The organism is Rummeliibacillus sp. POC4 (assembly GCF_003576525.1).
Taxonomy (GTDB): Bacteria; Bacillota; Bacilli; order Bacillales_A; family Planococcaceae; genus Rummeliibacillus.
Window position 1 is genome coordinate 1 of record NZ_QWUA01000063.1, and the last position, 25212, is coordinate 25212.

Here is a 25212-nt window from a genome sequence, read left to right on the forward strand (position 1 = left end):
TTTACTTGTAATTAAGTAAAATATAAAATGAAAATGATTTTAAAAAAAGTACGCACTTTTTTGATAGGTACTACCAGAAAGGATAGTGTGAATGCATGGGGATGTCTGACTATAAAGAGATGGGGAACGTTCGAGAGACACCGTTCGGTTATACATTATCAATAATTGGCGGTAAATGGAAAATGCTAATTATTTATATATTGGCAGAAAACCAAACAGTACGCTTTAATGAATTAAAAAGAAAATTGGGGACGATTACCTTCAAAATATTAAGTTCAAAGCTTAAAGAATTGGAAGCAGATGGGATGATTATACGGAAGGAGTATCCACAAATCCCACCTAAAGTAGAATATAGCCTTACACATAAAGCAGAAACCCTTTTGCCTGCTTTGGAGCAGTTATGTGAATGGGGATTAAAAAATAAAAAGGATTAATTTCCCACTATTATTAGTACTAAATAAACTTGAGGTTGATATAAGACTATCCATCAGAAAAATGAAATTCTAAATTAACGGACATCTATAGTAATTTATTGTAAAGTTGATGTAAGATGTCCATTTATAAAAACGACTAAATACTTTGGCGCGCTATCCCTAAACCTTTTATTAAAGTAAGCGCGAAATATAATTAACACATAGGTTATTTGATGTAGTATCTTAATTCACAGATTTATAGGGTAATGAGTAGCTATATTTCTAACAAATCATATTAGTACAAGAACCATCCATGTTATGTGTAGAATGAATATCCCGCTATATAAGAACATGACGAAAGAAAGAACTACACGCCAAACATTCGTTAATCTTGTAGGAAAATTTGATTTCCACAAAGACAAAATGACGCAAGATAAGCAAACTTTTATACCAAGAATCGTTAATGGAGAAAACGAACTCATCAGTGGGTTCGCTTCTTCAATCCATTGATTGCTGAGTCCCCAAGCCGTACAAATGCCATCAATTAGATTTAACACCAAAATGACCAACAGCATCCTTTTGATATCGAACAAATGAATCGTTGTATATCACTCCTCGCTATAAGCGCAAGCTCTCCTTGTCGCACTTTTCTTTCAAACTCTCCATAGGATGTTCTTTTTTATCAAGTTATTAAACAAAATTAATGAACTCTTTTGCATTAATCGCCAAAAGCCCAATCATGACTCCTACGCCGACTATTAAATACATCACATTGTAAAGATTTTTCTTGGATTGGTTCGCGGAAATAGCTCAATTTCAAGGCTACTTGGGATCAAGCTAACCCGTGAGAAGTAGGTCGCCTCCAGAGTGCGCCAGCCTTCAATTTATGTGTAATAGAGAACACTAGGTAAATTAATGAGAAGTAACGTTGATAGGAAAGATAAAAACACTTTTTCTTTGAATGAATGCATTAAATCTTTAAGTATCGGTTTCTAGTTAGGATGAATGAAATCATGATGACGCCCCTGTGAATGGTGTTATTAGTATAGGAAATTTACCTTAGATTTATATATAAATTTGAAAAATACTCGAAATTAAATAATTTCACTATCGTCTTATAAAAAATAACAGAATTTTCCGTTTTATTTATTTCAGTTAAAGAATCGGAAAAATTCTAGAGCATTGCCCCAATAAAAGGTTGTACAGAAGTATTCTAAAAAGAAAAAGCAAACAAACGTTGGTAAACCAAAGTTTGTTTGCTTACTTAATAGATGGCTCGAATTAGCGACCTACACCTTGAAAATGTTCCATCCAATTTTCTTATGATGGTGTTCTGACGTTCATTGATAGTTTCGTGATGTAATCCTTTAATTCGTGGAAACTTTTTACAGACGCAAAATAGCTATAAATCAGCCTAAAAGAAAGAAGAATGATTACGGTCTATCCCAAAGTATAGTCATTATTAGAAAGAATCCGATGAATACAATAGAGACGAGTATTAATGCAATTAGAGATAATGTTTTCCAGATGCCCTTTTTTGAAATAAGTGTAAAGATCCAAGATAATATATATGAAAGAAACATAATTTGATATAAGTAATCAGAAAAAAATTTGAATTGAGACCCTAAGAAAAGTGAACTGATACTAAAAAGAAGCAATAATATTGATAAAATCCCTGTATACTTCCTCATTGAAACCTCCGTTAAAATCCATTAATAAATCCCTCTAAAATGTATATATGGTATAATTATGTATTATAAATGCGATATTCTATTATTATATGTTTATTAAATTGAAAATTGAATTATTTTCTTTATAAAAATTTCGCGTGGGTGGAGGTACTTATGAATCAATATAATTGGGAAGAGGATTACAAATCAAACGACATTTTATGGGGATTAAAGCCAAATGAAGTGTTGACTAGATATGTAAAATTACTACCGGATAACGGAAAGGTTTTGGATATAGGAATTGGTGAAGGTAGAAACGCACTATTTTTTGCGAAGCTTGGCTTTGAAGTAGAGGGGATAGACCTCTCGCAAACTGCAGTTCAAAGATGTAAAGAATTATCTAATAAGTATGGTGTTCAGTTAAAAGCAAGTGTAAATGATATTCTATCATTCGATATTTCTTCTGAAAAATACGACTTAATCATCCTATCAAATGTATTAAATTTTTTCACTCCAGATGAAATAAGCAAAATTATTAATAAAGTAAATACAGGCTTGCGAAAGAATGGACTTATTTACATAACTGCTTTTAATATAGCTGAACCTAGTATTGAAAATATAAAGAAAAAGTATGAAGAAATAGATGAGAATACATATTTTAATCATAACAAAAACATGAATCTACATTATTTCACGGAAACTGAGTTTAAAGGATTAGTTTCTGAATATGAAATTATTAGTTTTTCGAATTCATATTCATTAGATCTATCACACGGTAAGCCACATTATCATAGCAGCTTTGAAATTTTATCGAGAAAATAAGGGTGGAGGTGATTTAATGGAAACGAATATAAAAGGTATCAATCATCTATTATTTTCTGTTTCGAATTTAACTCGCTCAATTGAATTTTATCAAAAGGTATTTGGAGCTAAAATATTAGTCAAAGGTAAGAAAACTGCATACTTTGATTTGAATGGTATTTGGATTGCCTTAAACGAAGAAACAGATATTCCAAGAAATGAGATTCATCACTCTTATACACATATAGCCTTTTCGATTGATGCAGAAAATTTTGATGCCATATTAAGCAGATTGGTTGAATTGAAAGTTAATATTCTACCTGGAAGAACACGTGATGAAAAAGATAAAAAATCTATATACTTTACAGATTTAGATGGTCATAAATTTGAATTTCACACAGGTACATTAAAAGATAGGTTAGCTTATTATAAAGAAGATAAAAAGTATATGGATTTCTACGAATGAAAAAGCCGATTCATGTAATTTAGAATCGGCTTTTTGCTTCTATTTATTTAAAAACGTATTAATTGCTTCATTCGCTAGTTTTGTTTGAATCACATCTGTCATCGGAGGATTATATAATCCTGCACGCACGTTTAAATAGTAACGGTGCATTGGATTTGATTCAGATAATGCCCTTGCCCCTACAATTCTCATCGCAAGATCAACAACTTTCATCGCCGCATTTGTTACGTGAATTTTTGTTACTTCTAAAGGCTCTTTAAATGTTGTTTTATCATCACAATGTTCATATCTCTCTATCGTTCCATATAGCATATGTCTTGCTGTTGTAAGAGTTAGTTCCATTTCTCCTATCATATGCTTAATATTAGGCGCTTCAGCAATTGGTTTACCTAAAGAAGTTGGAATATAAGATGTAGCAAATTCCATTGCATAGTTTCGAGCTGCTCTTGCTATCCCTATATAACATGCTGGAATGTGTAATTGCCAACCTTTCGTTCCTTTGGCTCTTTGATCGCTTGTTTGTAAAATGTATGTACTTGGAACACGTATATGATCTAATATCAACGTTTGACTGGCAGTTCCTCTCATAGCAAGTGAATCCCATGAATCTTCCAACGAAATGCCTTTAGTATTACTTGGAACTAATATAGCTTCCACTTCGTTATCCTTGTTTGTCGCAGTAATGATAAAATGAGTAAGAGCTGGAGCAGCTGATGTGAAGATTTTTTGTCCTGTGATGATTAACTCATTACCATCCTTTACAACAGTTGTCGTTGGTAACGCCCCACGAGTTGGACTCCCTGCATTTTTCTCAGAGGCAGCCGTATTAACAAGTCCACCATCTGCTATGGCATTTAGTATAATTTTAGCTGCTTCTGGATTCCAATGTTGACTTTCCACATATTCTAGAATCGTACCATTTGACCAACCAAGAGCAAGAGCAGTAGAACCACAACCAACTGCAATGGTTTCTTGAGCTAGAATATATTCATATAAGCCAAGACCTAGACCACCATATTCCTTAGGTAATGTCAATTTTGTATAATCTATTTTTTTTAAATCCTCAAGATTTTCAAATGGAAAAGATCCTCGAATGTCTAATTGAGGTTCACGCTTTTGAAAAACAGGGATTAAATCCTCAAGCTTTGCTATTAAGTCTTTTTGAGTATTTGTACGTATAAAACTTTCCATGATAACGCCTCCCAATCTTTATTCATATCATACATCTTATTCCTACTTTATTTCTATGCTTAATGTGAAAATTTGTCGAATTCGAGAAAGCTTGTTATGACTTAAAAAAATAGTATGTTATCATAGAACCAGATTATCTTGAAAGGAAGATATTAATGAATTCACCATTCACATTTATACATTCTGCACCAAAAGATATGGAGCACGGGAAATTATATCCTGCTATTTTTTTAATGCATGGTATGGGAAGCAATGAACATGATTTACCAGGATTATTAGATGACATTAAAGATCAATGCCATATCTTTAGTCTACAAGGTCCAATCATACATGAACCAGGTTACGCATTCTTCACAATTGAAGAGTTTGGCAAACCACATCAAAAAGTATTCGATCAAGTTGTCATTCATATTATGAATTTTATCGAAGAAGCTCTTACAGAGTATTCCATAGATGCAGAAAAAATCTTTTTAATGGGATTCAGCCAAGGTGCTATTTTAGCAAAATCTTTAGCCTTTGCTATGGGAACAGAAAAGTTGGCTGGAATAGTAGCATTAAGTGGTTATATTCCCGAGTTCGTTAAAACCGAATACAAAAAACATTCTGTTAAAGGAATGCCAGTTTTCATATCTCATGGTACATATGATATGGCACTTCCATATCAATGGGGAGAAGCAAGTAGAGACTTTTTTATTGACCAGGGTGCAGACGTAACATTTAAACGTTTTGAAGACGGTCATGGTGTTACTCCAGAAATCGCTAGTTCATTGGTATTGTTTTTAAAAGACCATATGAAAAAATAATAAAAATATTAAGACCATTTTCTTATATAGAAAATGGTCTTTTCCTTTTTTGTATATCCATAATATAACATTGTTACCATCGTGGTCATAAAGATATATACATAATTTTACATGTAGGTGCTATACTATTTCAGGTGTCGTAACCGGTATCTATTGATAGTTTATCCATGGAAAGTATTAATATATTTTACATAGAATAAATATTTTAAAAGACATTAGAAGATGCACTAATTAGATTTAAATCATTTAATCTATACAAAGGGTATATTAACTATATTACGCATAATTTAGCAAAGAATAATATTACATATGAGATTCTAGGTAACTTATTTCATATATTAGATATGAGTATTTACAAAAATTTAAGGATTAAACCTAAATACAAATTGATGTAAAAAACATTAAGCAAAGTTAGATTAGATAAATAAATCAAAAAATTTAAACCAATACTCCAGGATTTTTAGGATGAAATATATGGAAATGATTAGTTATTAAGTTCGTTTGATTTAGGTTTTTAAAACTATATAATCACGAAAATCATAAGTCAATTTTCATATGATGTTAAGAAAAAATAGAATACCATTTAAAAATCATAGAAAACATTTATTTTACGCTAAAAATTTTGTTGTAAATAGAACTTGAATGACAGTTCATTCATTTTTTGATATGTAATATTGAATTATTTATTCTATTCATTTTTTATGCAACTATCAATTGCTGTACCAAGACAACAAATAAATGAATAAAAAGAAAAAGGGGATTTTTAATTTGTCATTTAAAAAGTTATCTAAATTCGTGTTAATTAGTGCTATTGCAAGTTCTGCAGTAACAACCTATTATGTCGAAAATCCATTTAATATGCAAGAATTACAAGCGAAGGCAACAACTGCGAACTATATTACAACTGAAAATGTTAAGTTTCGTCAGTCAGCAGGTTTAAATGGTAAACTACTCTTTGTATTAAAAAAGGGAAATAAAGTTAAAGTTACGTCGACGAAAAAGGTTGGTGGCATTTACTGGGCAAAAATACAATGGCAAGATCATGTAGGTTGGATAGCAAAAGATTATTTAAAATTATATCAGGAACCTAAAAGCTCTACTACAAATGTGAAAGAAACTGTATCAACAACAGCGAATGTCAACTTACGTAAATCGGCATCAACAAAAACGGCTAAATTGGCAACAATTCCTAAAGGAACAAAGCTTACTGTTTCAAAAATCACAACGTCAAATAATATGAAATGGGCTTATGTAAGTTACAATGGTAAAAAAGGCTGGGTTTCATATTCATATCTAAAAAAATATCAAGCCACAACATTAACGACTTTATCGGTAAAAGAAACAGTATCAACAACAGCAAATGTTAACCTACGAAAATCAGCGACAACAAAATCAGCTAAATTGGCGTCAATCCCGAATGGAACCAAACTTACTGTTACAAAAACCACAACGTTTAATAATATGAAATGGGCTTATGTAAATTACAATGGAAAAAAAGGCTGGGTTTCATATTCATATCTAAAAAAATATCAAGCCACAACATTAACGACTTTATCGGTAAAAGAAACAGTATCAACAACAGCGAATGTCAACCTACGACAATCAGCCTCAACGAAATCGGCTATTTTAGTGACGATTCCTAAAGGAACCAAACTTACTGTTTCAAAAACAACAACAATTGATAATGTGAAATGGGCTTATGGAAGCTATAATGGTAAAAAAGGCTGGATATGTTCTTCATATTTAAAAAAGGCAACTACTACAACAGTTAATAAACAAAGCTTAGTAACTAATAGTATAATTTTAGATGAAAAAACAAACTTATATAATGAGCCTGATAAGAAAAGTAGTATGATTGCTATTATTCCGAATGGTTCAGAATTAGAAATAAAAGCAACAAAAATTGTTAATAAAGTAAAATGGGCAAACGTACAAAGTAAATACTTAAAAGGCTGGATTGTAATGCCAACACTTAAAAACTAAGTTAAAATTTAATTCAGAATAATAAAAAGAGGTTGACATTTCCGTGTTGAATCTTTAATATAACAGTTAATAAATGGTTCGGATGGATAGCAATTTCGGTAGCGAAATTGGTCCGTTGAGTTGAGATTAGAATAGTTAAGCATAGCTGAGAAATTGAAGAATAAGAGTAGTAGCATATTTGACATTGTATAGAGAGTCAGCGTTTGGTGCAAGCTGATCAATGCATTATGTGAATGGCCTTATGAGAGCATCCGTCAAAACAACGTGAGTAACGGATGACGTCTAATCCTCGTTACGGATTTAAGGGGGAGTTTTAAAACTTCAACTTGAGGTGGCAACGCGGTCAATATCGTCCTCATGAAAGAGCATATCTTTCATGAGGGCTTTTTTATTTAAAGCTAAACGATTTCAGTCTTTTTTCTCAAATTTGAACATTCATAGGAGATGATTTTTGATGATTGAGCAAGAAAATTATAGAACGACTGTAAAAAAGCTAAATGGTGATTCTTTAACACCTATCCTAATCTTTCAAAGGTTAAAGGGAAAAAGGAAATTCTTACTTGAATCTGCTGCAAAGTTTCAAGAAGAAGGCAGATACTCAATGATTGGCGTTAACCCGATCAAATCGTATAGCGGTAGTGATAATAAGCTAATAGAAAAACAATTTTTTACTGGAAAAGAATACAGTTATGAAGGAGATTTACTATTACTTTTAAAAAGAGTGATGCCTAGAATCACTGGTCCTTCCGAGTTTCCTTTTACTGGGGGCGCAGTTGGATATATCTCATATAATACAGCGGTGAATTCGCAGCATCCTAATACCTTAAATATTCCGAGTGTAAATTTCTTTATCTATGAAACGCTTATTATATTCGATCACTTGCAAGATGAAGTGATTATTATTCATACAGAAGTAAATCCAGAACAACAAAAAGTTGATTTAGATTATTTAGTTAAGGAAATCCAAACGCCGCTTACCGATAAAGAAGAGAAAGGTTATGTGCTTTCATCTTTTACAAGCGACATTTCAAAGGAACAATTCTTAAAACAAATAGAAAAAGCAAAATCTTATATTCTGGATAAAAAGGTTAGTCAAATCGTGATATCAAGACAGCAACAAGCAACTTATTCAGGAAATGCATTTTCTATATACAGAAAATTAAGAAAACAAAACCCATCTCCATATATGTATTACATGGATTTTGATGATCATATTGTTTTAGGTACATCACCAGAAAGTCTAATTAAAGTCACAGATGATGTAATTACTGTAAATCCAATAGGTGGAACTAGAAAACGTGGCATGAATGAAGCGGAAGATCAACTTCTTGCTAAAGAATTATTAAATAATGCTAAAGAACAAAATGAACACGGCATGTTATTAGAAGTAGCCAAAAAGGATTTACTTCAAGTGATTCAACCAGGAACATTGCAAGTAAAACAATATATGAAATTAGAAAGATACGAGCATGTCATGCATTTAGTTTCTACTATTCAAGGAAAGTTATCGCCTGTTTATCACTCATTAGATGCTTTAATGTCAACTTATCCTGCTGGTGCGATAACAGGTTTGTCAAAAAGAACTGCAATAGAATTAATCGATCAAATAGAAACTGCTCACCGGAATATTTTTGGTGGAGCAATTGGATATATAGGTTTTAATGGCAATATCGACTTTGCTATTACCATTAGATCGATGCTATTAAAAGATGGAATTGCTTATATACAATCTGGGGCTGGTATTGTCGAAGATTCAGAAGTGGAAAGAGAATTTGAAGAGACAATCGAAAAAACAAATTCTTTGACCGCATTGTCAAATGTTGAGTAGAGCTGAGAGAGGAGAGGTTGTCAATGCAACAAGCGATTGAAAAGGTTAAAAACAACAAACATCTATTTTATGAGGAGATGTTAGATGCCGCAAAGGAAATGTTCCAAGATGATACACCACTTGAAGAAATAGAAGAGTTTTTGATAGCTTTATCGAAAAAGGGAGAAACCGCTCAAGAAGTTGCAGGTCTTGCCACAATCATGAAATCATTTGCTTTATCGGTTCCGGCTGAAATGGATCGTTATATGGATAATTGTGGAACAGGAGGAGATGGGTGCAATAGCTTTAATATTAGTACGACATCTGCTCTTGTTTTAGCTGCTGCGGGGGCTAAAATTACCAAGCATGGAAATCGTAAAATTTCAAGTGCCGCTGGAAGTTCAGATGTACTAGAAGCATTAGGCATCCATACTGATTTGACTATTCCAGAAACTCTTAAATTATTGGAACAAGAAAATGTTACTTTTTTATACGCACCGAATGTGCATCCAAAGCTAAAACGAATTGGTCAAGTAAGAAGAAAAATTGGTAAACCGACAATATTCAACTTAGTAGGGCCGTTAACAAATCCTGTTGATTTAGAAACACAATTTACTGGTATATATCGACAAGATTTTCTGATGGAATATGCAACTGTGATGAAAATGTTAGGAAGAAAAAGAGGGATTGTTGTTACAGGTGCAGGCGGAATGGATGAAGCATCTCTAGCGGGGCAAAATCAGTTTGTTCTTGTTGATCATGAAGATTTAATACCTTTTTCTCTTCGTCCTGAAGATGTCGGATTAAAAGAAGCACCTATAAGCGCTATTCGAGGTGGTAATCCTGATGACAATGCAATCATTTTAAGAGAATTGTTAAAAGGGAAAAGAGATGCTTATTTTGATGCAGTTGCTCTAAATACAGGGATTGGACTATTTGCTTACGGAACAGTAAATAAGATTAAAGAGGGAGTAGAACTTGCAATAGATACGATAGAATCTGGAAAAGCATTAGAAAAATTAGAAGCTGTAATAGCCTTTAGTGAAGCGCATCGAAAGGAGAAGATTCAATGACAACTATCTTAGATAAAATCATCGCTGAAAAAAGAACTGAAGTATTAAGACTTAAAAGAGAATCTACACAACTAAGTTTCGAAGTTTCAAAGAAACCTTCTCTTTTTGAAAAACTAAAAAACTCAAAAAATCTTCAAATCATATCAGAAATTAAAAGATCTTCACCATCAAAAGGAATTATTAATAGTAGTGTAAACCCAGCAAATCAAGCACTACAATATGCAAAAGCTGGTGCAGCATGTATTTCTGTTTTAACCGATACACCATTTTTTAACGGGAATTTTCAAGATTTAAAAGATGTCACACAAATCGTAGAAATCCCAGTTCTTTGCAAAGATTTATCATTGATAAAGTTCAAATTGACTTTGCGAAAGCACACGGAGCTTCTGTTATTTTATTGATCGTTGCGGCCCTTTCTAAAGAAGAATTGTCAAACCTTTATCAGTATGCGACTGATCAAGGATTGGAAATATTGGTGGAAGTTCATGATGAAGAAGAACTAAAAGTTGCCTTAGAGATTGACGCGAAACTGATTGGTATCAATAATCGTAATTTAAAAACGTTTGAAGTCGATTTAAGAAATACTGAAAAAGTGGCTAAATCATTCCCCTTCCATGAGAATCGAGTGTTAATAAGTGAAAGTGGTATCAAAGATTCTAATGATGCAAAGTTTGTTGTTGGAATTGGCGCAAGTGCAGTTTTAGTTGGGGAGACTTTAATGCATAGTGGTGATATTGAATCGACATTGCACTCACTACAAGTCCCAAAAGGGGTTGTTCGATTATGATTCCAAAAGTTAAAATTTGCGGTCTGATGGAAGAAGCAAATGTCATTTCAGCAGTCGAATCAGGTGTCGATGCAATTGGATTTGTTTTTGCAAAAAGTAAAAGACAAATCTCAATTGAAAAAGCGGCAGAACTTGCAAAAAATATACCCGAACATGTATTAAAAATTGGTGTATTTGTAGATGCATCTTCTGAGTATATACAACAAGCTTTTAAAGAAGTGCCTCTAGATTATGTTCAATTTCATGGAAATGAATCGAATGAGGATATTAAGAAAATCGGTGTTCCTTCAATTAAAGCATGTTCAGTGAAAAGTGAAGAGGATATAGAAAGAGCACTAACATATGACACAGACTTTTTACTTTTAGATGCACCTGGGGTTCAATTTGCTGGTGGAAGTGGCAAAACTTTTAATTGGGATTTATTAAATAACCCCTTATTAAAAGATAGAAAAGTAATTCTTGCAGGTGGTTTAAATGCTTCGAATGTAAAAAATGCCATTAACATTGCACATCCCTATATGCTAGATGTTTCAAGTGGCGTAGAAAATAACGGAAAGAAAGATAATCTTTTAATACATCGTTTTATGGAAACAGTAAAAGGAGAGTGTATCGCTAATGGTTAAAGAATTAAATGAGCAAGAAACAGGACGATATGGAAAATTTGGTGGACAATTTGTTCCAGAAACTTTGATGACTGCCTTAAATGAATTAGAAATAGCTTACAATGAAGCAACAAAAGATCCATCTTTTTATAAAGAATTGCAATATTATCTAAAAGATTATGTAGGTCGAGAAAATCCTCTCTATTTTGCTGAACGTCTAACAAAGAAAATTGGAGGAGCAAAAATATACTTAAAGCGCGAAGATTTGAATCATACAGGTGCGCACAAGATTAATAACGCATTAGGGCAGGCACTATTAGCAATAAGAATGGGCAAAAAGAAAATTGTTGCGGAAACAGGTGCAGGTCAACACGGCGTTGCAACCGCTACTGTCTGTGCACTTTTTGATCTTGAATGTGTAGTATTTATGGGGAAAGAAGATGTAAAACGCCAAGCATTAAATGTTTTTCGGATGGAGTTACTAGGTGCTAAGGTTGTTTCCGTTGATAAAGGCGGCGGTACTTTAAAAGACGCAGTCAATGAAGCGCTCCGCTACTGGGTAACAAATGTAGAAGATACACACTATATTTTAGGTTCTGCTACTGGCCCCCACCCATTTCCTAGAATAGTACGTGATTTCCAACGAATTATTGGGGTGGAAACACGAAAACAAATTTTAGAAAAAGAAGGAAGGTTACCAGATGCAATTGTTGCATGTGTTGGCGGCGGTAGTAACGCAATTGGTATGTTCCATCCATTTGTCAATGATGAATTAGTCAAATTATATGGCGTAGAAGCTGCTGGTAGTGGTATCCAAACAGGACTCCACGCTGCTGCATTTGCAGATTTAAAAGAAGGGGTATTACACGGTGCTTATATGTACTTATTACAAGATGACAATGGATTTATCCAAGAGGCACATTCCATTTCAGCAGGTTTAGATTACCCAGCTGTTGGTCCAGAACATTGTTATTTACATGACATTGGTCGAGTAAAATATTCGTCTGTGACGGATGATGAAGCCTTAGAAGGTTTAAAATTATTGTCTCGCACAGAGGGGATTATCCCAGCGTTAGAAAGTTCTCATGCAATTTATAGAGCTGCAGAGATTGCAAAAAAAATGAAACCTGAGGAAATTCTGGTCATAAATCTATCTGGTCGTGGAGACAAAGACGTAGAAACAGTAAGAGCTGCAATGGGAGGGGAAAAATAATGACAGTAAAACCGTTACAAATAGCTATAGAGAAAAAAGTAAACACAGGTCAAAAAGCATTTATCCCATACATTATGGCAGGAGATGGCGGATTAAAAGCAATAAGGAAACAAATTCTTTTCTTACAAGATGCCGGTGCAACTGCGATTGAAGTAGGGATTCCATTTACTGATCCTGTTGCAGATGGTCCAGTCATAGAGGAAGCTGGCAATCGTGCTTTAAAAGAAGGTGCGAACTTAAAAGTGATTTTAGCTGAAATTGCAGCATTTAAAGAAGAAATTCAAGTTCCTTTAATTGTTATGACATATTTAAATCCAATACTTGCATACGGAATCGAAAAATTCGTTGCAAAATGTGAAGAGGTAGGAATTACGGGTTTAATCATTCCTGATGTGCCTATTGAAGAAGCGAAATTGATTCAAGATAAAATAAAGGAAACATCCATTGCTCTTATTCAACTTGTTTCTTTAACAAGTAAAGAAGACCGGATTCAAAAAATAGCAGAAGTTGCGGAAGGATTTATCTATGCTGTAACGGTAAATGGAATAACTGGAGTACGTAGCGAATTCGGAAAATCTTTGGATGAACATATACACGCTTTAAAGGAAATTAGCACGGTACCAGTTATTGCAGGCTTTGGTATTTCTACACCTGAACAGGTAGAAGAAATAGGTTCTTTAGCAGATGGCGTTATAGTAGGAAGTGCCATTGTAAAAGCCTTTCATGAAGGAAACGAGAAATTTATCAGAGAGCTAATTCCAAAAGTTAAAGTGACTGAATAAGAACCGTATTAAAAAAGAAGAACCCGTTATGCATTTAATGGTTGCAATAACGGGTTTTTATATTGGGAAAATTAGAAAAACTGGAGACCTTGTAGAATTAGCATTAAAATAGAGACATATTATAATATATTGGAAGGCTGTGGATACTATGACTAGTTACTATCCCATTATGTTAAATATTTCAGGAAAACAAGTCGTAGTTGTAGGTGGTGGTTCTGTTGCGACTAGAAAAGTCACAAGTTTAATTAAAGCTGAAGCTCTAGTAACAGTAGTCAGTCCTGAACTCTCACCTAAGCTGCAACAATTAGCAAAGGAAAATGTGATTCAATGGAGAAAAAAATCATTTTCTTCTGAAGATATAAAGGATGCATTTTTGATCATTGCTGCTACAAATTCTACAAATGTTAATAAACTTGTTTCAAAATCTGCTAGTCCAAATCAGCTTTGCAATATTGTAGACAATGAAGCATTAAGTCAATTTATTGTCCCTTCTGTTGTACAGCGTGGACCATTAACAATCGCGGTTTCAACCTCTGGTGCGAATCCAAAACTAGCAAAGAAAATCAAACAAGAATTAGAAGTACAGTATGATGATACATACGAGGATTATATATTATTCTTACAAAAAGCCAGACGTCAAATTATAGAGAAAATAAAAGAACCAAAAGCGAAAAGTGAACTTTTAGAACAACTACTAGATTCACAATTTTTAACACTCACAAAAGCAAAAAAATTCGATGAGCGTGAACAGTTGTTAAAGAGAATTTTAAAAACGAAGACATTTTCTAAATAACTGAAATACATAAAAGATCATCGAACTTGCTGATTATGTATCTACAATATAATAAAGTATTATGAAATATCTGCACTCTAAGAATTAGACTTTTAAAGGAAGAAGGATAAATATGACTGCAAAGGCATTAATGATTCAGGGAACTGCATCGGATGTAGGTAAAAGTTTAATCTGTACAGCTTTTTGCCGCATTTTTTCGGATGACGGAATGAAAGTGGTCCCTTTTAAATCGCAAAATATGGCATTGAATTCTTTTGTAACGATTGATGGTGGTGAAATTGGACGCGCTCAAGGCGTACAAGCAGAAGCAGCAAGAGTCATCGCTACTACAGACATGAATCCGATATTGTTAAAACCAAAGCAAGACATGGTATCAGAAGTCATTGTGCATGGTAAGCATTTTATGGACATGGGTGCCATGAGTTATCGTAATGATTTTGTACAAAATGCGATGCCAATTGTCGAGCAATCTATAGATAAATTACAAAATGAATATGACATAATCGTATTGGAAGGCGCTGGTAGCCCTGCTGAGATTAATCTGAAAGATCGAGATATTGCAAATATGCGTATGGCTCATCTCACAGATGCTGCTGTTATTTTGGTAGCTGATATTGATCGCGGTGGAATGTTCGCTTCTATAGTTGGTACATTAGCTCTTCTTGATGAAGATGAAAGAGCAAGGGTAAAGGGAATAATTATTAATAAGTTTAGAGGTATGCGGGAGCTTTTAGATGATGGTGTTAAGTGGCTTGAAAAAGAAACGGGAATTCCTGTTCTTGGCATTATCCCCTATATAGATATTAATATAGAAGCTGAAGATTCTTTAGCCCTTTCATCACTACGTTTTAAAAAACCAAAACAAGGTGAGTTTTCAATAGACGTTGCGATGATACAATTACCTCATATTTCAAATTTCACAGACATCGATCCATTTTTTGATGAACCTGAAGTAGGAGTCCGTTTAGTTCGTAATTTAAAGGAACTGGGCGAACCTGATCTTTTGATCATCCCAGGTACCAAGAATACAATTGATGATTTGCAATGGTTAAAAGATGAAGGCTTTGAACAGGCAATTCATAAACTATTCGCAAGAGAAACGCGTATTTTGGGGATTTGTGGTGGATTTCAAATGTTAGGGCAATTCCTCCATGATCCTGATGCAGTTGAGGGAGATGGCAGAAGTGCAATAGGACTTTCCTTATTACCAGTCACAACTATTTTCAATAAAGAGAAAAAAACTGTTCAAATGACTGGAGAAATAGTGTCTGAAAGTTTTGGCGTGTTATCGTTAACTGGTTATGAAATCCATCTTGGCAAGACAGTTATTGATGATGCAACTGTTCTACCATTTTTGAAGCTATCTGATGGACGTTATGATGGTGCTATTTCAGAGAATGGTAAGGTAATTGGTACTTATTTTCATGGTGTATTTAATAACCGTGAATTCACTCGAAAATTTGTTAATGAATTACGAATCCAAAAAGGGTTGCAACCACTCAATCAAAAAGTTCAAACTGATGCTGAACGTAGAGAATCTGCCTACCAGCTATTAGCAGACCATGTAAGAAAACATATTGATATAGAAAAGGTGTACAACCTAATCGACATTCCACTTGTATCAAAATAATGCAGTATTTTATTAGACTATAAACAAACCAATTATCTAAAGTTTGTTTATAGCCTTTTTTATAAGCGTAGTTTCATTTTGTTTTGATAAGTTTAATGATCTATATTTCTTCCTTGAAAATATAATTGTTCTTCAATTTTAATATTTTCTTTCGCTGTTGTTTCAGTTGGGGTTAGCTTAAATATGCACGTTTTACTTCCTAGTGAAGATTGATGGCGTGCTACATGTTGGGAAGATAAGGGCATGTTGTAATATCCTGCTACATATTTATCTAAGAGAGCTTGCATCGCATTGGTTGCCTCACTTAGATTATTTACAATTTCAATATCTCCAAATAACATAATGCTTAAGTAAGCAGTATCCGTATTAGCAGGAATTGGTGACACCATAGTACCTTGAAACTCACTAATAACGAAAGTCGCCACAGGATTATTTTTTATGTAATTTATCTTTTTCCCCTCAGAAGCCCCATGAAAATAGATACTTCCTTCATACCAAACGAAATTTAAAGGAACAACATAGGGTACATCATTATTCGTTAATCCTAGAAATCCGGTTTTTGCTGAAGATAATAATCCTTCTATTTTTTGTTTGTCATTACAAATTCTATCTTGCATTCTCATCTTATTTCCTCCCTTTATTATGATATAGTTTATTTAAACATTTATTTGACCATGTCAAAATAGACAGATTCAAATATTATAAACAGGACAGTTTGAAGGGGTGTAAATATGGAGCTATTTTTAAATTCAAAGGGAAAGCCTAAATACATACAAATATATGAACAACTAAAAGACAAAATTATGCATCGTGAATTAGTTGCCGGAGAGAAACTTCCATCTATTCGTTATTTGGCTCAAGAACTAAAGCTAAGTAAACATACAATTGATGCGGCATATCAACAATTATTAGCAGAAGGCTATATAAAAAGTGAAGCTAGAAGTGGTTTATATGTATTACCAATCGAAAATTTTCAAATTACACAAGAAGTGATTCAAAAACCACTTTGCATAAATAGAGAAAAACATCCTTTCATTGATTTCCATTATGGAACGATTGATGTTAACAATTTCCCCTTAACTAATTGGAGCAAATGTATAAAGCAAGCGATGGAAGAAGATTTGAATAATTTACAATATGGAGAGCCTGAAGGAGATTTAGACTTAAGAGAAGAAATTAAAAAATATGTTGCTCGTTCAAGAGGAATCTCTTGTACAGTAAATCAGATTTTGATCAACAATGGTACACAGAGCTCAGTAGCATTTATTATTCAGCTTTTAAAGTTAATGAATCACCCTGTGTTTTTTGAGAACCCTGGTTATAACGAAACTCGAAATGTCTTTCAAGTTTCAAATTGTGATATTATACCTTTACCGGTAGAAAATGATGGTGTATGTGTAAGTATTCTTAATAAAAACGAAGCTAAAGCGTTATATGTAACCCCTTCGCATCAGTTTCCATTAGGAAGCATATTATCTATTCAAAAACGATATGAGTTATTAAAATGGGCAGAAATACGAGATTCATATATTATAGAAGATGATTACAATAGTGAATTCCGTTATCTAGGAAAACCAATTCCTTCATTAAAATCATTAGATCAGTTGCAAAGGGTTATTTATTTAGGAACATTTTCAAAAAGCTTACTTCCAGCTGTTAGATGTTCATATATGATACTACCTGAGTCAATAATTAATAAAGGTAGAATAATGATTAATCAGCAAACACAAAATTGCTCTCCTATTTTACAAAAGGCTATTGCTATTTTTATGAGGGAGGGATTTTTTGAAAAGCATGTACGAAAAATGAAGACAACCTATCAAAAGAAACAACAGCTACTTATAAAAAATATTAAAGAAAAGTTAAAGGATGAAGTCGATATAATAGGGCAACAAGGCGGTTTACATATATTATTAAGATTAAAAAATATAGATGCTGAAACATTAATAAATCGTGCAAGAAAAGTCGGAGTTAAATTATATTCTACTCGAAAATATTGGATGAATTCGTCTGAATTATCAAACAGCTATATTATGCTTGGATTTGGTGGGTTAACTAATGAAGAAATAGTAACAGGAGTCACTAAATTAGAAAGTTGTTTTAAATAATAAAATTTAGGAGGGGTTATCAATGATTTTTGAAATGACTACACAGTTTCGGGTTTCTAATATTAAAGAAGGGCAAGAATGGTATGAAACACTGTTTAATAAGAAACCGGATTTTATTCCTCACGAAGGATTTGCAGAGTGGGAAATCATTCCTGGTTGTTGGTTACAAGTCGTTGAAGGAACAATTACTGAGGGTAATGGACCATTACGATTAGGGGTTCCTAATATTGAAGCTGAAAGAGATAGACTTGTAAAAATATTGAATATTGATCACTTTGAAATACACTCAAGACCAGAAGTACCAGTGAAATGGGGAACCTTCAAAGATCCTTGGGGTAATCAACTTGGACTTTTTGAATATATGGATAAAAGTGAGGAACAGAAGCGCATTAAAATGATAATTGGGTCGAAAGATGTTTAGAAACTTTTATAAAAAATCTTCCTTTTTCTAATGTGTATAAAAATGGTAATAATGGTAAAATATATATCCGAAATATAAACTGAATAGAGTTAAAATTATGAAAATATATCAACAATGGGATCAAGAAGACAGTGATTATATTCGCAAAAAAGTAATAGAACACAATTTTTCTAAACTACCAGACGACGTCAAACACCCAGTCAAGAACATTAGTTTTATACTTAGAGATGAAGAGGATGAAATTTTAGGTGGTATTACTGGAACAATTTTTTGGTATCACTTACATATAGATTTTTTGTGGGTAGATGAATCTCTTAGAGGTAAAGGATACGGAAGTCAGTTGTTAGAATATATAGAGGATATTGCACAAAAGAATAAATGCAATCTTATTCAACTGGATACATTTAGCTTTCAGGCACCAAATTTTTATCAAAAGTATGGTTATGAAATAATTGGTGTAATAGAAGAACATCCTACTAAAGATCATAAGCAGTATTATCTTTCGAAAAGACTTACTTAATGACAGGAATTTATAGGAGGAAGTCGAAGATGAAGATTACAGTATTGGTTGGGAGTTCATGAAAAGGTGGAAATAGCGAGTTATTGACGGACTTATTTGTTCAAGATATCGAACATGAAACAGTATATATAAAAGACTTGAATATTCTGCCAATAGAAGATTTGCGTCATACTAAACAAGGTTTTGAAACTGTAAATGATGATTACGACCAGTTGATTGAAGTTATAGAGAAAAGCGATGTGGTAATCTTTGCAACACCTATTTACTGGTATAGCATGTCAGGTATAATGAAAAATATGATAGACCGACTTAGTCAAGCAATTCGAGATGAAAGATATCCAAATTTGAAAGAGCATTTAAAAACAATCCGAACAATCGTTGTAGCTGTTGGTGGTGATGAACCAAGGATTAAAGGAATGCCACTTATACAGCAGTTTCAGTACATATTTGAATTTTTGAATATGCCTTTTTTATCTTATATTATAGGAGAAGCCAATAGACCTGGTGATATTCTAAAAGACAAACGAGCTTTATCAGAAGCTGTTTGGTTAAATGAAAAACTTAAAGAAGGATTATTGTAGAAGAAACGGATTAAAATAATGTTACATTCTAAACATAACTATAAAACCGATTTAGCCTTAATGTAGGGAAAATCGGTTTTTCTTATATCTGTTTTTTACTATATGTGATTTGGGACGCCAAACTACATTCAACCTTCTACTAGTCATCTACCTTTTGAAACTTTTTATTAACTAGTGTAAGTGCAGGTGGTATTAATATATAGATATACAAAATTCTAAATAATTGATAAATGGTAATCGTAGCAATATCTGCATGAACTTCATGTCCGATAATGCCCATTTGGTCCATGCCACCAGGTGCTAGACTTAAGAACCCAGTTATAATAGATGTACCTTCTAAGTTTTTCATGATTAACAAGCTCATGATAAAAGAAGCAGAAACTAAAATCAGACTACTGAATATAGCAAAACTGAATAGTCTACCTTTATGTTTTAATGATTCTGGATGTAAAAGTAATCCAATATGTATTCCAACAACAAATTGACAGATATTTAGTAACCCAGGGGGCATAGAAGAAGCAGGAAATATTGTAACATTCAATAAAATTGTTAAAATAATAGGCGCTAACATGTATGCTGCTGGTAATTTTATCTTCTTTCCGATAAGAGCTGCAATAGTACATAATATCATATAAATAAAGAAATGATTCCAATTTAATATTTCTAAATTACTTTGAATGTTTGCAGCAGCAGATTGAGTAGTCGTTTGTAAAAATGGAAGATGAACAACAATTGGAACCAATAACACAACCATGATTACTCGAATTGCATGAAAGAACGTTACAGTTGATAGGTCAATACCTTTCATATCTTGAGCAAAAATAATAATTTGAGTAAGGCCACCTGGCACACTACTAGTTAAGGCCGTTGGAAAGTCTATTTTTCCATATTTAGATATGAAGAAAGCAAAGATACAACTAAATACGCATAATATTGTTGTTAACAAGAACATAAGAGGGATGTCTTGAAACATAGCCTTTAAAATTTCTTTATTAAATGATATTCCAAGTGAATATCCAATTACTATTAAACCTGTATTTTGTATTGGTTTAGGCCAGTACATTTGTAGGTGGAAAACACGATTTGCCAATAGTACAGCAAGCATTGGACCAAGTAAATAGGGAACTGGAGCATGGAGCAATTTAAACAAGAGGACGCCAACTATTCCAATCATAGCTGTTTTTAAAAATGTTTTTACGTCGAATTTTATGTTGATCATATCCTTTCTATACTAATATTATGACAGAATCATACTTAGAAAGGAAAGAACTAATATAAAAAAGATTAGGAATATAGAATACCCCTAATCTTTTTTATATTATAGATTTGGTTTCAAACCTGTATTCGCTTTAACCTCAACCTCTGCATATTTTTTAGCATCCGATTTTGCACCGACTAGTGAGCCAATCCATCCTGCTAAAAATCCTAGAGGTACTGAAATAATAGCTGGATTTGTTAATGGGAATAAGGCAGTACCAGTTAAAATCGCAGTTCCTTCTGGACTCCAAATGTTAGGGCTTAATATAACTAGAACTAGTGCAGAAACTAAACCTGTTATCATTGCGGATACTGCACCTGTAGTATTGAACTTCTTGTAATAGATTGTGTAAATAATAACAGGTAGGTTTGCACTTGCAGCAATACAGAAAGCAAGAGATACTAAGAACGCAACGTTTAACGTTTGTGCACCTAAAGCAAGTAAAATAGAGAATACTGATACACCAACAGAAGCCCAACGAGCAGCTACCATTTGTTGTTTTTCAGTAATGTTTCCTTTCTTGAAAATTTGACCATAAATATCATGGGCAAATGCAGAGGCACCTGATAATACAAGACCTGCTACTACTGCAAGAATTGTCGCAAATGCTACCGCACAAACAAATGACATTAGTAAGTCTCCACCTAAAGCTTCAGCTAAAAGAGGAGCAGCCATATTACCTGCAGCATTCGCAGCAACTATTTTTTCAGCTCCAACAAATTTAGCAGCACCGAATCCTAAGAAAATAGTTAAGATATAGAATATCCCAACAATCCAAGTTGCTGTAACTACTGAACTACGTGCAGTTTTTGCATCTTTAACTGTAAAGAATCGCATTAAGATGTGAGGAAGTCCAGCAGTTCCTAATACTAAAGCAATCATCATTGATAATGTGTCTAAACCGTTTGTATATTTTACCCCTGCATTTAAATACGCATCACCATGTGAAGTTGCCGTTTTTACAGAAGTGAACATTTCTAAAATATTAAAATTAAATTTCATAAGCACTAGGAATGAAATAATGACAGTACCAATCATTAACAATACGGCTTTGATAATTTGCACCCAACTAGTAGCTGCCATACCGCCCCAAAGAACATAAATAGTCATCATGATACCAACTAGTAAAACAGCTACCCAATATGGAATACCTAATAATAATTGAATAAGTGCACCTGCCCCAACTAACTGAGCAATCATATAAAATAAAACGATTACAATTGTACTAACTGCAGCAGTACCACGAACCTTCTTTTGATCAAAACGTGCAGTAATCATATCTGCTAATGTATAGCGTCCAAGATTTCGTAAAGGTTCAGCCACAATATATAAAACTACTAAATAAGCTACTAAATAACCAATACTATAGAAGAAACCGTCAAACCCAAATAATGCAATTGCACCCGCAATACCTAAGAAGGATGCTGCAGATAGATAATCACCAGCAATTGCAATACCGTTTTGCCATCCCGTAAGTCCGCCGCCTGCTGTATAAAACTCACTTGCAGAGTTTGTTCGTTTAGAGGCAATGTATGTTACAACTAATGTTAGGCCTACTATTGCTACAAAGAAAAATATGCCAATTCCACTCATTAATATCCACCATCCTTAGCCTTCTCGATTATTTTTTGTGCATCTCCATCAAACGAAGCTGCTTTTTTAACATAAGTCATACATAAAACCCATGTCATAATGAAAAGACCGATTGAATAAATCCAAACCCATGTAATATCCCCAAAAGCTTTACCATCTAAAGCGGATGTAAAAGAAGTCAAAATAGGTAATAGAATATAAAGCCCTAAAAAAATAATTGAAATAGGTACTATAAATTTATTTTTCTTTTTTACTAAACTTTTAAATTCTGAACTCTCTGAAATATTAATATACTCTTCCGCTGCGAAATCTACTTTTTTCCCTGGACCTTGTTTCGAGTTTCGATTAAGATCAATTACTTGATCTTCTCCTAAAACACTTGTTAGGTTTTGCCCCATAAAAATTCCCCCTTTGTCTATTAAGAATTTGAAAGCACTTTCAAATCCTTGAGATAATAATATTCAAATTTGACAAAAATAGCAACAAATTTTTCGATAAAAATTAGTATTTTCTGTAATATGTATTGCATTTTCTCTTAAAATCATTAATATTAGTTTTTCACGTAAAAATTATCTGATTTTAAAAGTTTAATTATTGAAATAGAGAGTTTGAAAATTAATGTCTTCTAAAATTCCTTCTATATGTAATATTAATTCTGAATTAAACATAAAAATTCTACTATTTTTAGAATCGTTAAAATATGGGATTTTAAGTACGATTTCTGGATAACTACCTTAAAAAGATTAATATATGAATCAGTTATATTAAGGAAGCGTATTTTTTGAATTTTAAGTTTTTATACATTTGGCATGAATTTTATATTGAAGAGCCGATAAAGATTTACGTACTACTTTTAAAAATCCTAAATTAAATGGAGAATTTACCATTTTTTTAATAATTATTAGTTTTAAAAACGATTTATGAAGTATTAGAAAGTCGAATCTATTTAATGATTGATATTTTCTGTTTAATATCAATAAATTCTATTATTTTTAGAATTAAAGAAATATGGACTTTTTAATAAAATTCGCGCATGACTTATCATGAAAAGAACGAAAGCTGATAAACTCATTTGAGATAAAATAAGCCTACCAGCGATTTTTAAGGTTTCTCTGTTTTTATTATAAAACTAGTATATTCTTTATCTTCCACTATAACATCAATTTTCCAAAGACCTTCTTGACCAAAACCTAATTTCTGATGGTTAATTCCATGATTAATAAACTCGCTAAGCTTTTCAGTATCTCCAGTCTCTTTACTGGTAGCAGTAATTTTCACTTCTTTATTAAGTAAATTCTTATTAGCTTCAAATAAATAAATTTTATAAAGTCTACCTTGGTTTGCAGGGGAATCAGGTTCATTTTTTTCTCCGTTTTCTCTTATAAAACCAACTTTCCCATCAATTCCGTAAAAAGTGGAATCTTCATATTTAAAAGTCGGTGTTATTGTCCAATCTGTTTGATCCTCTTTAGAGCATCCTAAAATCAATATAGAGAGTAGAAGAAAACAGAAAACACTCAAATTTTTAAATCTGACCAATAGATTCGCACTCCTTCCTGATTAAATGATTATTGGATATATATTCTAGTTTTAGTATACTAAAACCTTTTAAACTAATTAAATTAGTAAAAAGGTTCCCAAATGTATATTTGGGAACCTTTTTTATGCTAAAATAAGAGGTGAAAGGTGACGATATACATATGAATCAACAAAAGCCTAAAATCCTTCGTGACTTTCTTGTCTATTTATCTGCTATTAAAGGGAAATCAAAAAGAACACGAGATGAATACGATTATGATTTAACGTTATTTATGAAATTTATGCGTGCTATACAAGAGGACTTAAATATAGATGAGCTAGAAACTATTAATATATACGATATAAATGCTGAATTTTTTAAAGAAATTTCATTAGAAGATATGTATTTATTTTTAGAATATTGTGAGGAACGCCGAAATAATGCTGCAAATACGAGAGCGCGTAAAGTTGCTACATTAAAATCGTTCTTCAAGTATTTGAGATCAAAGCGACATATTATAGAAGAAAATCCAGCAGAAGATCTTGAAACCCCAAAAGTAAGTAAGCGTCAACCCATTTACTTAAGCTTCGATGAGGCGAAAACCTTTATGACAGGCATCCGAACTAAAACACATCATGATCGGGATTATTGTATGATGACTTTCTTTTTGAATTTAGGAATACGTGTCAGTGAACTTTGCAATTTAAACTTAGATTCGATTCAAGAAAGATTTATAACAGTGAGAGGGAAAGGTGATAAAGAAAGAACTGTTTACCTTAATGATGCATGTGTAAAAGCATTAAAAACATATTTAGAAGATGAAAGACCTCATATAAAAGATGCAGACAAAAATCCAGCGCTATTTTTATCTCAAAAGGGAACTCGCCTCACTAGACAACGTGTCGCGAAAATTGTAAAGCAGATCAATCATTCATCAGGATTAGATAAGAAGAAACTTTCACCTCATAAACTAAGACATACGTCCGCAACAATGATGTATAAAAGCGGAGCGGATATTAGAAGTTTACAACAAATACTTGGACACTCAAATGTTTCAACAACACAGATATATACGCACGTAGAAGATAAAGAAATTCAACAAGTAATTGAAAACAATCCATTTAATATTTAATTTACGATAATTATATTATGTAAACTAAATGATTACAGTGATTTTATTAATAAGAAATAATACATT

At 32.7% G+C, this 25212-nt stretch carries 24 protein-coding genes, 1 pseudogene and 1 other annotated feature; of the genes and pseudogenes, 18 read left to right on the top strand and 7 right to left on the bottom strand.

Going from position 1 to position 25212, the window contains the following annotated elements:
* Positions 1 to 95: 95 nt before the first annotated feature.
* Positions 96 to 434, top strand: a complete 339-nt coding sequence (locus tag D1606_RS14590) for a winged helix-turn-helix transcriptional regulator (protein ID WP_119416755.1) — start codon at positions 96 to 98, stop codon at positions 432 to 434.
* Positions 435 to 703: 269 nt separating this feature from the next.
* Here D1606_RS14590 and D1606_RS19355 read toward each other — a convergent pair whose 3' ends face one another.
* Positions 704 to 988, bottom strand: coding sequence for a DUF5658 family protein (locus D1606_RS19355; RefSeq protein ID WP_369973815.1), 285 nt, complete (start codon positions 986 to 988; stop codon positions 704 to 706).
* Between the two features lie 1269 nt (positions 989 to 2257).
* On the opposite strand from D1606_RS19355, the gene D1606_RS14595 reads away from it, so the two are divergent.
* Both D1606_RS14595 and fosB read left to right on the top strand, forming a co-directional pair.
* Complete coding sequence (locus tag D1606_RS14595; protein WP_119416756.1) at positions 2258 to 2905, top strand: class I SAM-dependent methyltransferase; 648 nt, start codon at positions 2258 to 2260, stop codon at positions 2903 to 2905.
* 16 nt (positions 2906 to 2921) lie between these two features.
* Entirely contained in the window at positions 2922 to 3350 is a 429-nt protein-coding gene (gene fosB, locus D1606_RS14600; RefSeq protein WP_119416757.1) for a metallothiol transferase FosB, read from the top strand.
* A 39-nt stretch (positions 3351 to 3389) separates the two neighbouring features.
* Here fosB and D1606_RS14605 read toward each other — a convergent pair whose 3' ends face one another.
* Positions 3390 to 4541, bottom strand: coding sequence for an acyl-CoA dehydrogenase family protein (locus tag D1606_RS14605; RefSeq protein WP_119416758.1), 1152 nt, complete (start codon positions 4539 to 4541; stop codon positions 3390 to 3392).
* Between the two features lie 155 nt (positions 4542 to 4696).
* On the opposite strand from D1606_RS14605, the gene D1606_RS14610 reads away from it, so the two are divergent.
* From D1606_RS14610 to D1606_RS14655, 10 genes and pseudogenes are all read left to right on the top strand, one after another.
* On the top strand, positions 4697 to 5344 hold the full coding sequence (locus tag D1606_RS14610; RefSeq protein WP_119416759.1) for an alpha/beta hydrolase: 648 nt from the start codon (positions 4697 to 4699) through the stop codon (positions 5342 to 5344).
* Between the two features lie 768 nt (positions 5345 to 6112).
* Positions 6113 to 7327, top strand: coding sequence for an SH3 domain-containing protein (locus tag D1606_RS14615; protein WP_158582395.1), 1215 nt, complete (start codon positions 6113 to 6115; stop codon positions 7325 to 7327).
* Positions 7328 to 7474: 147 nt separating this feature from the next.
* Positions 7475 to 7687, top strand: a binding site (T-box leader).
* A 94-nt stretch (positions 7688 to 7781) separates the two neighbouring features.
* On the top strand, positions 7782 to 9155 hold the full coding sequence (locus D1606_RS14620) for a chorismate-binding protein (protein WP_119416761.1): 1374 nt from the start codon (positions 7782 to 7784) through the stop codon (positions 9153 to 9155).
* A 23-nt stretch (positions 9156 to 9178) separates the two neighbouring features.
* Entirely contained in the window at positions 9179 to 10207 is a 1029-nt protein-coding gene (gene trpD, locus D1606_RS14625; RefSeq protein ID WP_119416762.1) for an anthranilate phosphoribosyltransferase, read from the top strand.
* A pseudogene (gene trpC / locus D1606_RS14630) lies at positions 10204 to 10994 on the top strand (indole-3-glycerol phosphate synthase TrpC). Before trpD ends, trpC begins: the two are co-directional and overlap by 4 nt.
* On the top strand, positions 10991 to 11617 hold the full coding sequence (locus D1606_RS14635) for a phosphoribosylanthranilate isomerase (protein ID WP_367269433.1): 627 nt from the start codon (positions 10991 to 10993) through the stop codon (positions 11615 to 11617). Before trpC ends, D1606_RS14635 begins: the two are co-directional and overlap by 4 nt.
* Positions 11610 to 12809 carry a tryptophan synthase subunit beta gene (gene trpB / locus D1606_RS14640; protein WP_119416763.1) on the top strand — a complete coding sequence of 400 codons (1200 nt, stop codon included), beginning with the start codon at positions 11610 to 11612 and terminating at the stop codon, positions 12807 to 12809. The genes D1606_RS14635 and trpB overlap by 8 nt, the downstream gene beginning before the upstream one ends.
* Positions 12809 to 13591, top strand: coding sequence for a tryptophan synthase subunit alpha (gene trpA, locus D1606_RS14645; protein WP_119416764.1), 783 nt, complete (start codon positions 12809 to 12811; stop codon positions 13589 to 13591). Before trpB ends, trpA begins: the two co-directional genes overlap by 1 nt.
* A gap of 148 nt (positions 13592 to 13739) precedes the next feature.
* A complete protein-coding gene (locus D1606_RS14650; protein WP_119416765.1) occupies positions 13740 to 14384 on the top strand; it encodes an NAD(P)-binding protein in 645 nt (214 codons plus the stop codon).
* A 112-nt stretch (positions 14385 to 14496) separates the two neighbouring features.
* Positions 14497 to 16014 (top strand): cobyric acid synthase, encoded by a 1518-nt coding sequence (locus D1606_RS14655; protein WP_119416766.1) that lies wholly within the window; start codon positions 14497 to 14499, stop codon positions 16012 to 16014.
* 92 nt (positions 16015 to 16106) lie between these two features.
* On the opposite strand, the gene D1606_RS14660 is transcribed toward D1606_RS14655, so the two are convergent.
* On the bottom strand, positions 16107 to 16637 hold the full coding sequence (locus D1606_RS14660) for a pyridoxamine 5'-phosphate oxidase family protein (RefSeq protein WP_119416767.1): 531 nt from the start codon (positions 16635 to 16637) through the stop codon (positions 16107 to 16109).
* A 108-nt stretch (positions 16638 to 16745) separates the two neighbouring features.
* On the opposite strand from D1606_RS14660, the gene pdxR reads away from it, so the two are divergent.
* From pdxR to D1606_RS14680, 4 genes are all read left to right on the top strand, one after another.
* On the top strand, positions 16746 to 18122 hold the full coding sequence (gene pdxR, locus D1606_RS14665; protein WP_119416768.1) for a MocR-like pyridoxine biosynthesis transcription factor PdxR: 1377 nt from the start codon (positions 16746 to 16748) through the stop codon (positions 18120 to 18122).
* A gap of 22 nt (positions 18123 to 18144) precedes the next feature.
* Positions 18145 to 18543, top strand: coding sequence for a VOC family protein (locus D1606_RS14670; RefSeq protein WP_119416769.1), 399 nt, complete (start codon positions 18145 to 18147; stop codon positions 18541 to 18543).
* 97 nt (positions 18544 to 18640) lie between these two features.
* The gene (locus D1606_RS14675; RefSeq protein WP_119416770.1) at positions 18641 to 19063 is read left to right on the top strand and encodes a GNAT family N-acetyltransferase; all 423 of its coding nucleotides are present in this window, start codon (positions 18641 to 18643) and stop codon (positions 19061 to 19063) included.
* A gap of 83 nt (positions 19064 to 19146) precedes the next feature.
* Positions 19147 to 19644, top strand: a complete 498-nt coding sequence (locus tag D1606_RS14680; RefSeq protein WP_233548125.1) for a flavodoxin family protein — start codon at positions 19147 to 19149, stop codon at positions 19642 to 19644.
* Positions 19645 to 19783: 139 nt separating this feature from the next.
* Here D1606_RS14680 and D1606_RS14685 read toward each other — a convergent pair whose 3' ends face one another.
* The 4 genes from D1606_RS14685 to D1606_RS14700 form a co-directional block, all read right to left on the bottom strand.
* A complete protein-coding gene (locus D1606_RS14685; RefSeq protein WP_119416771.1) occupies positions 19784 to 20863 on the bottom strand; it encodes an AbrB family transcriptional regulator in 1080 nt (359 codons plus the stop codon).
* Between the two features lie 99 nt (positions 20864 to 20962).
* Positions 20963 to 22495: a solute symporter family protein gene (locus D1606_RS14690; RefSeq protein ID WP_119416772.1), complete on the bottom strand. Its 1533-nt coding sequence runs from the start codon at positions 22493 to 22495 to the stop codon at positions 20963 to 20965.
* Entirely contained in the window at positions 22495 to 22893 is a 399-nt protein-coding gene (locus D1606_RS14695) for a DUF485 domain-containing protein (RefSeq protein WP_119416773.1), read from the bottom strand. Before D1606_RS14695 ends, D1606_RS14690 begins: the two co-directional genes overlap by 1 nt.
* 703 nt (positions 22894 to 23596) lie before the next feature.
* Positions 23597 to 24034, bottom strand: a complete 438-nt coding sequence (locus tag D1606_RS14700) for a hypothetical protein (RefSeq protein WP_119416774.1) — start codon at positions 24032 to 24034, stop codon at positions 23597 to 23599.
* A 161-nt stretch (positions 24035 to 24195) separates the two neighbouring features.
* Here D1606_RS14700 and D1606_RS14705 point away from each other — a divergent pair, with 161 nt between their 5' ends.
* Complete coding sequence (locus tag D1606_RS14705) at positions 24196 to 25146, top strand: tyrosine recombinase XerC (protein WP_119416775.1); 951 nt, start codon at positions 24196 to 24198, stop codon at positions 25144 to 25146.
* Positions 25147 to 25212: the final 66 nt, after the last annotated feature.